The sequence below is a fragment of the Flavobacterium erigeronis genome (genome assembly GCF_054075165.1).
In genome coordinates, this window is sequence record NZ_JBSKGP010000008.1 from 42,036 (window position 1) to 56,166 (window position 14,131).

Here is a 14,131-nt window from a genome sequence, read left to right on the forward strand (position 1 = left end):
CTACATCACTCGTTTATGCTTTTCGCTTTCCACAATTGTTTTTTCAAGTCTTGACAATTGTGTTTTTTCCTGTTTGGCACTCATAATCCAATGAATCATAACTTTCTTGTAGGATGGTGCTTGTTTCTCAAAAAATTCCCAAGCTATTTTGTTGCTTTTAAATTCCTTTTCGTAAGCTTCTAAAAGCGGGATAGGTTCTTTCTTTTCGTGCGAATATATTTTTGATTTATTTTCTGATAGAAAACTAAAAGCTTTTAAACCTGCCTCAGTCATTAAACCTGCTTTAGTCAAATCATCCATTTTTTGAACATTAATGGCACTCCAAATACTAGAAGGCCTTCTCGGAGTAAAACGAATGCTGTAACTTTCTTCATCAATCGATCTGCGAACGCCGTCTATCCAGCCAAAACAAAGCGCTTGATCTACAGATTCTGACCAACTCATTGATGGCTTTTTGCTGGAAACTTTATAAAAACCAACTAAAAGCTCTTTTTCTTTTTGATGGTTCTTTTCTAGCCATTTTCTAAAATCTTTTTGATCTGCAAAAAAAGTCGGTGTCATTTTGTTTAAAATTTTAATCTCGCAAAGTCGCGGAGACGCAAAGTTTAAAATTAAAAAAATTAAACCATATAAGTCATGTAAGTTTAATTAAGCAAAAAACTTAAAAATTCTTATATAACTTATATGGTTCAAAAAAAATCACAGCTTTTGTTTAAGTGTCACAGGTAACATTATCCCAATCTTGATCCATGTAATGAATTAGCCAGTTGAGCGCATATTGCCTTTCGTACACAATTCCTGGATTAATGTTTTCTATTTGTCTTCCATTAATTCTTTCGTCTACACAAGCCCAATTGTATCTGTAATACAAATCGGCAGCGTCTAAAATTTCTTTTTTAGAACGAACTTCATGAACTGCATTTATAAATTCAAAAGGATTTTTGCCTTGTCCGACAGGATAATTTTCCGAACTAATATTTCCAAGATCACAAAACGCATTCGGAAAATCTATTGCATCTACTTTTTTCAAAGCCCACATCAAGGTCCAAATTCCTTCACACTTCCAAGTTTCGTACATTTTTTTGTCTTCTGTTGGATTAGCTAGAAATTCCTTTTCACCTTCAGTTACAGATTCCCAAAGTTTATATTCCTGCAAATAATCAACCGCTTCTTCAGAAGAAATACTATTGAAAGCAACTAAATTCGTCACAGCCAAAACGCTTGCCCTCTCAGCAATTTCTTTTGCAGATCGAATTGTAGTTTCTCTTTCCGATTCAATGCAAGGTAAATGTTTGTTGATTTTTATATTTTCGCTTTCCAGAATTGCTTCGTTTTTTGCTTTTCTTTCTATTTGATCTTCATCTAAATCGGTTTGATCGTTATCAAAATATTCCGAATTGATATTAACTTTTAAATCCTCTATTTCACATTTTCCGTCTGTATCAATAATCAGATTTAAATCTTTATCCAGAAAATGCTGCGTTTCAGATTTACTGATAATAGTTTTAGGCTGAACAAACAGAACAGCGTCAAATTCCTTTGCCAAATCAGCGATAATGTCATTTAACTCTTTTAATTCTCCTTTATCTTCGCGAATCGAAAATTCTGAATTCAGCGTTTGTATTTTATGAAGAAATAATCCTTTTACCTTTTCATTTTCAGTCGGTAACGAATCTACAAATCCATACAGTCCTTTTAAATTGGCAGTTAATTCAGAATCGTCTATTTGTGGAATTTGATAAGAAGGAACAGCTCTTTCTCTGTAAAATAGTGTTATTTTCTTTGACGGACTTAAGATTCCGCCTTTTACTTCAAATTCTAGATTTTCACCATTAGTAGAAAAAACGCCATTAGGAACATGAGAAAGAAATATTTGCTTGATTTTTTCCAGTCCTAAATGATGCGAATAAATTGTACAAATCATTTTTCGGCTTTTAAATATTATAAAGCTAATATAGGTTTAATTCTACAAAGAACAGAAAAAATACTTCAAAAGCATATTATGAAAATCTCGCAAAGTCGCGAAGGCGCAAAGATTATACAAAAAAGAAAACCATATAAGTCATTTAAGATCATTAAGGCAAAACTTAAAATTACTCATATAACTTATATGGTTCAAAAAGCTTAGCGACTTCGCGCCTTTGCGAGATTTTTTTAATTTACTTTTATCGTAATTTCTGAAGACGACAATCCATTGGCAGAAGCTTTCAACCGAATATTATCCTTCTTCCCATTCGACTGAATAATCGCAATACATTTTCCGTTAAACAAATTACAAGAATTGGCTTTAAACGAATCCAAATTGGCTTGATAGCCATTATCAACTCCAACTAATTTTCCTCCACCAGTAACTTCAAAATTGATTAAGTCCATGGCATTTGGCAAAAGGTTTCCATCTTTATCGGCTAAAGAAACCGTCACATAAACCAAATCGTAAGTATCATTTTTGATAGAAGTTTTATTTGCTTTTAAATCAATTTTAACAGCTTCACCAGCGGTATGAATTTCTTTTTCTAAAACTACTTTTCCATTCTTTCTGGAAACCGCTTTTAGCGTTCCAGGTTCGAACTTCACATTCCACGAAATATGCAAATCATCATTTTGTTTGGCTTTTTTACCTAAAGATTTTCCGTTTAAGAAAAGCTCCACTTCATCGGCATTATTATAATATGCCCAAACAGCAACTTCCTGATCTTTTTTCCAGTTCCAATGCGGAAAAATATACAGAACGTCTTTCTTCGACCATTCGCTTTGGTACATATAATACACATCTTTTGGAAGTCCGGCTAAATCTACAATTCCGAAATACGAGCTTCTTGCCGGAAAAGGATACGGATCTGGTTCACCGATATAATCGAATCCTGTCCAAATAAACGTTCCCGCCATGAAATCCTGACTTTTTATTGTTTTCCAGTTTTCTTCGTGCGTTGCGCCCCAATACGATTTCACCTGATCGTAAGCCGAAACCGTCCAATCTGCATTTCCGTCAAATGGAGCGCCGTGTTTGGTTGGCCAAGCTTTTATTCCGTCAGGAAAATCATAATGCCCACGGGTTTCTAAAGCCGAAACACTTTCTGATGCTAGTATTTTCTGTCCTTTAAATTTCGTGGGGAAATCTTTATAATCTTCGTGTTTATAATTGAATCCCAATAAATCTAAAGCGCCCGATTGATAAATAAAGTTTTTCTCAATTACATTCTCCGTCAAAGCGGAAGTTACAGGGCGAGTCGTGTCTAGATTTTTTACAATTTTAGCCAACTCACGTGTAATCGCAATTCCAGTTGAATCGAACTGTTCACGGATTTCGTTACCAATACTCCACATCATTACAGACGGATGATTTCGATCTCTTTTAATAAAATCTTCCAAATCCTGTTTGTGCCAAGCATCCCAATCTTTGTGATAATCGTTGGTTACTTTTTTCTTTTTCCAAACATCAAAAGCTTCGTCCTGAACAATGAATCCCATTTCGTCACACAATTGCATCATTTCTAAAGAATGCGGATTATGAGACATTCTGATGGCGTTTGCTCCCATTTCTTTCATCAATGTCAATTTTCTTCTAACAGCGTGGATATTTTCTACAGCACCCAAAGCGCCATTATCATGATGCAGACAAACTCCGTAAATTTTAGTCGGAACACCATTCAATGAAAATCCTTTTTCAGCATCAAAATTAAAATAACGGAATCCAAGCGGTGTTACGTAATTATCAACTAGTACAGATTTCTCGTAGATTTTAGTAACAACTTTATACAAATAGGGATTTTCAGTATTCCATAATTGCGGTTTTAGAACATCCAGATTATGCACTTTGGTTTCAAATGTCTTAGCCCCAATTTTCTCTATCGAAATTTTATTAGCCACTTCCTTATTCTTAGCATCTAAAATAGATGTCACCAATGTAAATTCTCTAGTAGTATCATTATCATTATCAATTGTAACTTCTAAATGCACTTTTGATTTGTTTGTTGAAACTTCAGGCGTAGTTACAAAAGTTCCCCACTTCCCAACATGCAGTTTTTCGCTAGCCACCAATCTTACATTTCTATAAATACCAGAGCCGGTGTACCATCTTGAGTTGGGTTGCGCATCATTATCAACTTTAACAGCGATAATATTGGCTTGTCCATAATTCAGATAAAGAGACAAATCATATCCAAAAGAGATATATCCATTTGGACGCATTCCTAATGATTTACCGTTTATAAACACTTCGCTATTCTTAAAAACTCCATCAAATTCAATCGAAATTGTTTTGCTTTTCCAACTTGCAGGAATAGTAAAAATCTTGCGATACCAGCCTTTTCCAGCAGGCAAAAAACCTTGCGCTTGTTTGGTTTTAGCATCTTTATCAAAAGCTCCTTCAATACTCCAGTCATGCGGTAATTGGAGCGCTCTCCAATCTGATGCATTATAGTTTGCGTTTATCGCTTCTGGATGATCTCCTAATTTAAAGCTCCAGTTTTTATTAAAGTCTTCTACAATTCTGGCTTGTTTTTGTGCCATTATTGATGCTGAAAGCAAAACTGTAAATGCAAGTAAAATTTTCTTAACCATATTTTTATTTTTTCTCTCGCAAAGTTTTTTTTGAAACCATATAAGTGCTATAAGTTTATTTTAGCAAAACTTAAAATTTCTTATATCACTTATATGGTTAATTTCTTAGCGTCTTTGCGACTTTGCGCGATTATTTTTTTATTCTAATTTAAATCTATACTCTTTATTTGTCAGGCTGAGCGGAGTCGAAGCCCACGCAAAGTAATTCCGTAAAGTTAATCGCCAATCTTTGTCGAGCTTCTTGCTCGGGCTTCGACTCCGCTCGGCCTGACAAAGGAATCTTAACGCGATCAAACTTAATTGAACTTATATGACTTATATGGTTTAAAAACCTTTGTACCTTCGCGTCTTCGTGGCAATACCTTTTTATTGAAACTCGAAATTATCCAACAGCAACCCTTTCAAATCATCTCCTTCTAGCGTAATTTTATATGTTCCTGCGTTAATATAACCTCCTGATGTTGTATTTAATATCTTCCATTTTTCTGGAGAAGGAAAAAATTCAATCGTATCATTTCGCATCAAGATTCCGTATGCATCTTCCATTTTGAATTTTACTTTTAATGGCGTTTCATTTCGATTCATAAAACGGAAACGCATTAAATAAATTCCCGCAACACCTGGTTTTACTTCAAACTCAATGCTGTTATTCGTCTTTTTAGTAAATTCAATATAATCTGCTTTTTTGAAATTTCCTTTTTCGATTCCAGTTCCAGTTGTTTTTGTTTTTTCGGCTTCGATGATTACAACTGGTCTAGAATCATCTTTTTCGCCCATATCGTAAGTTGGCACTACAACAATCGTTGAAATCGTTTCAGAATTATCAAAAGAAACCTTCTCGCCTTTTTTTACTTTTTTAGTGAAAACATCAAATGAAATTCCAGCGCTGTTTTTCGCTTTTTCTTCTATTTTTTTATAATCTGAAAGCCAATTTAAAGTCTTAATTTTATTGTCAGCTAAAACATAAAACGTCGATTCTTCTTTTGCTGTAAATGAACCCGAAACTTTTGAATTATTCGAAAACTGAATGAAATCAGCACCAAAAACTTCTGAAGGCAATTCTGTAAATACAACTTCTGAGTTTAGATATTGTTTTGAATTGATATCCAACCAAGAAGCGATTTTAAAATCTTTAGAATCTAAACTTACATTCTGAATATTTCTAGCTGATTCCTCAACAGGTCTAGCGTGATAATCTTTGGTTGCGATTGCAATTGCCGAAATAATCGCCTGCCCCACTTTGACATTTGGAAACGAAATTTTAATTTTTCCGCCAGTGCTTTTTACCTTAAATGTTTTCTTTAAAGCATTATCATGCCCCGCTTCTGTCCAAATATCGAAATCTTTTAAAACAACATTATCGTTTATTGCGACATCAAACAAACGCCAGCCTTTGCAATCCATTCCGCCTCCAGTTCCGTACCAAGGTTCTGTAAAGTATAATTCGATTACATATTCTCCATCAGGCGCAGGAAATTCATAACTTAATTTATCAACCCCGTATCTGAAGGTTTGAAATAAAGCTTGATCTTTTGTTCCATTTACAGGATCAAAACTACTTCTTTGGCTTGCGTAAAAATCGGGCAGTTTTTCAAAATTATCTGTCCATGATAAAGAACCCCAAGTATTTTTTCCGCTTTTGTGTGTATCGGTTAACCAAGTGTTTCCGTTAGAATCTGTGAATTCTGAACCGCCGCAATTTACTCTGTAAATGTAATTTAATCCGCTTTTTGCCTTTAAAATATCGGTTTTATTTGGCGTTAAAGTTTCTAAATTTGGTGCTTTTGGCAAATTATTTAAAACAACATAATCTTTCGCAACGGCTTTTCCGTTTACGTATCCAACGGCATATAAAACATTGTACTGAACATTGACATTATTAAACTGAAAATGTTTTCCGATTCCCGGATTTTTTAGTTTTCCTAATGAAGTTTTATTGACGTCATTAAACAATTCTACTTCGTCACAATTCGAGTAAATATCGATTCCATTTTTGATTCCCGCTTTTTCCCAACGGCTTGGCCAAGTATGCGAAACGATATAAACCATTGGATTGCTTTTGTTCGAAACATAATTGGCGCGGTACATATAATACGCATCTAAAGGTTCGCCCCAAATCGTAAAAAGTCCTTTATAATTTACGGGGCCTACTTTGTCAATATCTCTAAATCCTTCACCATTTTGAACGCGTCCCGGATTTTCGTGTGAAGCAAAAAGCCAGTTGAATTGTCCCGCAATTTTATCACGAACTGATTCGGCTTCGCGGACTTTGATTTCCATTAATTGTGAAAAACGGTTTTCGCTTAAAGTTCCTTTTTGATCGAATTCGCCTTCGGTATGCAAATCAGCCGAACGCCATGCGCCGTATTCTCCATTTAATAACTGCGTCGTCATCTCGAGATGGTATTTTAAAGGATCACCACCATAAGTTCCTGACCAGTTTTGAACGACATTCCAATCTGTTCCTTCTCCACCGTTGCAAGTCGTTACTATTCTTTGTTTTTCAGATAACGGATCCATTTCGCGGATAATCTGCGTGCATTCTTCCGCAAATTCTTTCGGAATTGTGCTTTCATTCTGCAAGCCCCACATTACTACAGACGGACTGTTTCTGCGTTCCTTAATCCATTCGCGTAAAAGCGTTTTAAAATTTTCTTTAAATTCTGGTGTATCGTACCAAATATGTGCGGAAAACTGACTCCAGAATAAGATTCCGTTTTCGTCTAATGCTGCCTGATATTTTAAATTATGTGGCTGATGTGCTTCGCGGAAAGCATTAAATCCAGCGGCTTTTATTTGCTCGATTCTAGCATGAATCTGTTCGTTTGAAAACGCGTGACTATTTCCAATCTGATGCTCGTATTCGCAAACTCCATTGATAAAAACAGATTCGTCATTAATGAAAAAACGATTGTCTTTTCCGTCACGGCTAACCGGCCAGCTCACCCAACGGATTCCGTAAGGTGTCGTTAACTGATCGATAATTTTTCCGTTTTCAGAAATAGTCGTAACCAATTTATACAAATATGGATTCGAAGGCGACCATAATTTCGGATTTTGAATTTCCGGCAACGTCAACGCTACTTCTTTTTTCTCTCCCGAATTGTATTTGATTTGATTCTTAATGCTAGAAATTTTCTTTCCAGAAGCATCAAAAAGAGTATTTTCTACGGTTAAATTTCGACTTGAAGTCCCGTAATTTTTGATTTCAGTAGTTGTATGCAGGATCGCTTTTTGTTTCGAAACCGATTTGTCATTCCAAATATGAATACCAAAAGGTTCGATTCTAACATCGTTTGTGATAACCAAAGAAACAGGTCTGAAAATCCCCATTGGCTGAGAACCTTCTGAAAATCCCCATTCGCCTGAACAACCTCCGCAAACCCATGGAAGATCGGCAATAAAGGATGGATGCGATGCTTTTACCAGAATCTGGTTTTCTTTCTTTGAGGAAATTAAGTTGGAAATATCCAATGTAAAAGTAGTTCTTCCGCCTTTGTGTTCACCAGCTTTTTTTCCGTTTACCCAAATTTTAGCGTATGAACTTACGCCTTCAAAAAACAAAAAGAACTTTTGTCCGGATGCAATTTTATCCAGTTTTAAAGTTCTTTTGTACCAAGCAGTTCCGTGTAAATTCCCATGTTTTGTTCTCCTGAAACCATAATACTGATCCCAATTGTGAGGTACACTTACCTTTTGCCAATTGGAATCAGTTTTTGGATTTTCTACAAAATCTTCTTCTTTCAGCGGAAGATTATCCAGCATTACGGTCTCCCAAGATGGATTCAGCGAAATTTCTTTACGCACTGAACTTTTGCCCTGACTCCAAACAGTGCAAAAACTTGAGAAAAAACAAAAAATAAAAAAAACTATTCTGTTCATATTTTTAAAACCATATAAGTTATATAAGGTTGTTTTTTAATTGTTGTTGACCTAAAGGTCGTTGTTTTGTCATTTCGACCGAAGGGAGGAATCGCACTAGAAACTCCGCACAGTATTTCAAATCTTTGTCGAATCCCGAGTGCGATTTCTCGTTCCTCGAAATGACAAACTTCTGTCGAGTTTCTTGCGTATCCTTCGACTTCGCTCAGATAACAAGATTGTATTACATTTTCGATGTAAACCTTACGGCTTTTCAAAACCCGTCAGGTTTAGCGTAACGTTTGGTTTGCGTGAGGGATTGAGGCGGTATCCTTTTATGCAGCGGAGCGGAATAAAAGATATAGCCGAAAGCCCGACCCGGAGGGACACGCCCAAATTATTAATAAAACAACCAGTCGATTGCTGCTTTTTCTCCTGCATCGATATACCCGACATCACGCGGTGTAATGGTCTGATCTGCGTCGATGAAACCTAAAATCAATACTTTTCCTTTTCCTAAATCGAGTTTGTTTTCGCCCGGCTGGAAAGTATAGGTGTGAATATTTACACGTGGCAATTCTTTCAAATTCATGGCGCTTGCCAAAATCACTTCAGCCTGACCATGCGCATTTCCTGCTGCATCGGTTTCTAAACTTGGCGGTAACAAAAATCTTTTCTGATCGGAGTTGAAATAACCGACTACTAATTTAACCGCTTTTGTGTTTCTAAACTTCAAATGAGTACCTTTTTCATTTTGGTCGTTTTCTACAAATGAGAATCCTTTTAAATTTTGAAGTTCTGGAGCAATTTTGGTTAATTCAGAAATATCTGTTGCGTATACTTTTGTTCCTTTTTTAACTAAATAGGTTCCTGGTTTTTCGTCGATGAAAGTTACTTCAGCAGGTTTCCAAGGTTTTCCTTCTTTGGTTTCGATTTTACCGTCTTTTGACGATTTCAGCTTTTCTAAATTTCTTTTAAAATTAGCCAATTCACGTTCGTAATGCGGTAACAATTCTGCCCAGGTTTTGTTGTTTCCGTCGTCGCCTCCAATCGGGATTCGACGTTGTGCAGTCTGCATACTGTTGGCATACCAATAATGATCTTTTGTTAGATTTACCAAAAGTTCGTAATATTCGATACTTTTTTCTAAATGCGGCAGCGCTTTATCTAAATCGGTAATATCATTTGAATAGCTGTAACGCAAAACCAAAATCGCAGCTTTTACTTTTTCTGAGAAAAAATCAGCGAAAGCTTTATAACAATGAACATCATTTTTAAGACGTAAAAATTCTTCTTTATCTTTGGTTACGCTGGCTTCGGCTTTATCGATCGCTTCAACTGCTAATCTTCCGTGTTCTGTAATTTCAGCAATAATCTGCGTTGGAAGTTCGCCAGAATGCGGTTCTTTGTTCCATTCTTTTTTTGCATATTCCAATAATAATTCGCCCGGAGGCCCGCAAGATTCGTGGAATCCCGGATATACTCTCCATTTTGATGGATTTACCAACTGACTTTCGAACATTCCTAACAATAAAGTTTGGCGGTTTCCTTCTGTGATTCCGAAACGTCTTAACGTTTTTGGAGCAATTTCTCCTGTTTCTTCGTATGCTTTTAGAATGTTGTTAGCAGCTTCCTGACTCGTTCCGTATTTTGCAGCTAAGTCATTATCCCAATATTTGATTTCTTCATTTCGGTCTCTTTTACTGTCCCAAGCATATCTCGCCCAAGCTTTGTACCAAATCCAGTCGCGATCCATTTCTAATAAACGTTCGCCTGTTTTGGTTTTATCGGCAGAATACGGCCAATCCCAATATGAAGCTTGCGGATACAAGTGTAAAGCATTTGCTCCGTGAATATTGTGCATGGCTTTTACCGTTTTCTGAATAAAATCTGGTGAACCGTATCTGAAAGGCTCTAAATTAGCCAAAATATGCACATTTTCGATATGAATCGATTTTAGAGAACTCAACTGTTTGTGCGTTTCACCCCAAGGTCCGCCCGGCGTGTAAGTCGTTAAAGATTCTCCTGTATATTTACTTTCTGTGTATAAGTTTTTGTATAATGGAAGCGATTTTTCCATTACCAAAGGTCCGTCTGTATCGTGCGAACGCAAGATAATTGGCGGTTCTTCTGTTTTTCCTAAAGCCTGTAAACCATCGCGAACACCCGGAATAATCGTTTTGGTAAACCATTCTACGTCGTCATCAACGGTATTGATTGCTTCTCCCAAACAAACCATTAAACCAACGTTTGGATATTTTTCGATGAAAGCTGCAATTGATTTTCTGGTATAATCTGATAACAAAGGCGTAATTGGTCGTGAACGATCCTGAGTTTTAATATTGTAATGTTCTGCAAAAGGTTTAGAAACAATGATATTGTAAAACATCTGAATCACCCAGATTCCTCTTTTGTTAGCTTCAACAGTTAGAAATTTGTAGATTTCCTCGTTCTTTTTGAAATCTTCGTCACTTACTTCTACTGCAAATGGATACTCTTTTAGTTTTACCAAAGAAGCAAATGGGTGTCCGTTCCATAAATATAAGGAATTCATGCGGTTATCAACCATCATATCCAAGTACTTAATCCATAATTTTTGATCGTAAAACCATGGAAAAGTTTCTGGCGTATACGGATATTCGTAAACGTCACGTCCAGGAAGATATACGGGTTTCTGCATTCCGATACAAGCTCCACGTAAAACCATTTCTGGACTATCGTCGATATTCAGATCTGATGGAAGTTTACCAGAATCTTTAATTCGGTCTACCAATTCCAAAGCGCCGTACAACGCTCCAGTTGCATCTGTTCCTTCGATATAAATGATATTATTTTGTGTACGAATCTGAAAACCTTCTTTTTTAGTCAGTTTGCTGTCGTCTATTTTAGAGCTTTTGGCGTTTTTTTTCCAAAAATCAGTTCCTTTTTCACCAATAACAATTACTTTATCTTTTGATTTTTTGAATTTGTCTGAAGCTGTAACCTGAAAACCTTTTGAAGTTAAAGTTTCGGCTAATTTCTCTGCACCGTATTTAGCTCTCGGCGCGTTGGCATCACTCACAATGGTGATGTTTTGCGCTTGCGCGAAAGTGACGTAAAAAAATAAAAGAAGTAATTGTAAATGTTTCATTGTGTTCTGGTTTTATTCTTGGCAATCAATTTTTTTTTCAGGAGCTAATCCCGCTATCCGTTACAATCTTTTTTATTTTTAAAGAAAAAATAAAAAAGGATTTCCACTTCTATCGGGGCTAGGGCATTCATTTTCATAAGATTGTTTTCGTCTTTTTGTCATTCCAACGGAGGAGAAATCTCCGCAAACTAAATCGACAATCTTTGTAGAGCATCTTGCGGAGATCCCTCGTTCCTCGGGATGACAAAAATGAGAGTAAAATCTGCGCAAAAACATCACGCAGATTTTTAAGTGAAAAATTGTGTTGTTTAACGATTACATATTTTCACCAATTTATTTTATTTCTGAAAAACTTTCTTCAAATAAGCTACATTCGCTCCGTAATTGGCTTTTACGTTATGAACTTGTGTCACGTCTCTTGAACGCTCCACAATAAGCCATCCACTCCATTTCATTTCGTCTAATGTTTGTTTGATTTTTGGCATATCGATCGCTGGATCGTTTTCTAACCAAAATTTATCGGTATTTGAAGCGTGAATCTGTGCTAAATGTTTTTTCCCTAAAATCTTTAATTCTGATACTATATCTCTTCCGTTATCTACGGCATTAGCAAAATTGAAAGAACTTTTAATGTATTTTGAATCTACTTCTTCTAAAAGCTTTTTCTCGTCTGTGGCGCTTAATGAAGTTTCAATAGCAATCACTCCGCCAATTTTACCGACTTGCTTTCCTGCCCATTTTAATCTTTCAATAACAATCGGACGCAGTTCTGGATTTTTAGTTAAGTCGCTTTCAGTTCCTAATGGTAAAAAAGCGACTTTAACTTTCATGTCTTTCATTGCCTTTACACAATCGTTAATCATCGGTTCGATGGTTTCTCTTTTTGCAAAAGACTGTGCGTAAAACCCTGACATGGCAATTGAGCTGATTCCGACATTTAATTCTTTCGATTTATCTAAGAATTTTTGTCTTTCTACAGGATCGCCTAATTTGCTGTCAAAAGTCGGACGATTTCCTAAACCGCCCATGTCGAGTTCAATTCCGTCAGCTTTTATTTCAGATGCTAACCCGAAAGCGCCTAATTTTTGTCTTTTTAAAATCATCCAATCGCAAACCGCAACTTTATACTGCTGTTTGTTTTTTGATGCCTGAGCCGTTGCACAGCTGTTGAATGTGGTTGATAAAACAACTAGCATGGCAACTAATAAATGTTTTTTATATATCATTGGGTATGTTTTTTTCTGCCACGAATTGCACCAATTTTCACGAATTATATTTAAAAAATTAGTGTAATTCGTGAAATTAGTGGCGACCTTTTCTTTACTCTTCTTCTGCTTTTACGGCCGTGACTACTTTTCCTTCTTCGCCCGGCCAGATTCCGTTTTTGATTGGAAGTGCTTTTAATTTACTTGGATCTACTTTTACATATTTCAGTTTTTCTCTTCTCCAAGTGTACACAATATGCACCATTCCGTCTGAACTCTGAATCATGGATGGATATGAATATTGACTGATTTTTGAATCTTCTAAAACCAAAGCTGCGTTCCAATGAATTCCGTCTTTAGAAACTGAAACATTCAATGGTGTTCTTGGTCCTTTTGCTTCTTTTCCTGGAGGCAGAACGTGATTATAAACTAACAAATGTCTTCCGTCTTTAAGAGTTACAGCATCTGTTCCTGAGTTATTATTTGGAAGTCCGATTAACTCCACATCCGACCATGTTTTTCCGTTATCTTTTGAGAAAGTACTGAAAATCGCTCTGTTTCTGGTTCTTCCGATAGCCTGAATACTGCCATCTTTATGAAATAAAATACTTGGCTGAATCGCATTGATTTTTTGTTTTCCTCTCGAAAGTGTGTCACCCATTACCCAAGTTTTTCCGAAATCTGGAGTCGATTCCATGCGAAGTCTCCAACCGTCACCTTCAATACTTGACGGACAAAGTAAAGTTCCGTTGCTTAATAAAACTGGTTTATTTTTGATTGGCCCTAAGAAACCATCAGGCATTTTTTGAGCCTCAGACCATGTTTTTCCGCCGTCAGATGAAGTTCTGATTACGCCCCACCATTCTGATGGTTTTGGTCCAATTTTGTAGAAAAGCATTAAATCTCCACCTGGAATTTGATATAAAACGGGATTCCAAGTTGGTAATCTTGGCCCTTCTTTCATTACGCCGTCTGCTACTTTTACACCTTCGTTCCAAGTATCGCTTCCTTTTGGTTTGATTGCCACATAAATGCAGACATCAGGATTTCTTTCGTGAGTTCCACCAAACCAAGAGGCTACTAAATCACCATTTGTTGCTTCGACAATTGTAATAGCGTGGCAAGACGGATAAGGTGCTTTATCGTAAACAAACTGATCTACTAAAATTCCTTCTTTCCAAGTTTTCTTTTCTAAAGCCGACTTACAACTTCCTAAAAGGAAAAGTCCAAACAAGACAAATGCTAATTTTGTAATCTTCATTCTTAATTAAATTATGAATTATTTTTTCTGACTATAAATATAGACCTAACATTTTTTTAGGTAAAAATATTTATTAAGTGTAAAAATAACACTAAAAAATTAACAATGTATCCT

The 14,131-nt window shown here is 36.1% G+C and carries 7 protein-coding genes; all 7 read right to left on the minus strand.

Going from position 1 to position 14,131, the window contains the following annotated elements; translation table 11 throughout:
• The gene (locus ACWA1F_RS16130; protein ID WP_456895026.1) at positions 1 to 561 is read right to left on the minus strand and encodes a YdeI/OmpD-associated family protein; all 561 of its coding nucleotides are present in this window, start codon (positions 559 to 561) and stop codon (positions 1 to 3) included.
• 151 nt (positions 562 to 712) lie between these two features.
• Positions 713 to 1,924: a DUF4272 domain-containing protein gene (locus ACWA1F_RS16135; RefSeq protein ID WP_456895028.1), complete on the minus strand. Its 1,212-nt coding sequence runs from the start codon at positions 1,922 to 1,924 to the stop codon at positions 713 to 715.
• Positions 1,925 to 2,154: 230 nt separating this feature from the next.
• Positions 2,155 to 4,560: a sugar-binding domain-containing protein gene (locus ACWA1F_RS16140; protein WP_456895030.1), complete on the minus strand. Its 2,406-nt coding sequence runs from the start codon at positions 4,558 to 4,560 to the stop codon at positions 2,155 to 2,157.
• Positions 4,561 to 4,926: 366 nt separating this feature from the next.
• Positions 4,927 to 8,367: a malectin domain-containing carbohydrate-binding protein gene (locus ACWA1F_RS16145; RefSeq protein ID WP_456895032.1), complete on the minus strand. Its 3,441-nt coding sequence runs from the start codon at positions 8,365 to 8,367 to the stop codon at positions 4,927 to 4,929.
• Positions 8,368 to 8,821: 454 nt separating this feature from the next.
• On the minus strand, positions 8,822 to 11,551 hold the full coding sequence (locus ACWA1F_RS16150) for an alpha-d-galacturonidase (protein ID WP_456895034.1): 2,730 nt from the start codon (positions 11,549 to 11,551) through the stop codon (positions 8,822 to 8,824).
• A 338-nt stretch (positions 11,552 to 11,889) separates the two neighbouring features.
• Positions 11,890 to 12,777, minus strand: a complete 888-nt coding sequence (locus tag ACWA1F_RS16155) for a sugar phosphate isomerase/epimerase family protein (protein ID WP_456895036.1) — start codon at positions 12,775 to 12,777, stop codon at positions 11,890 to 11,892.
• 94 nt (positions 12,778 to 12,871) lie between these two features.
• Positions 12,872 to 14,017: a sialidase family protein gene (locus ACWA1F_RS16160; RefSeq protein ID WP_456895038.1), complete on the minus strand. Its 1,146-nt coding sequence runs from the start codon at positions 14,015 to 14,017 to the stop codon at positions 12,872 to 12,874.
• Between the last annotated feature and the right edge of the window lie 114 nt (positions 14,018 to 14,131).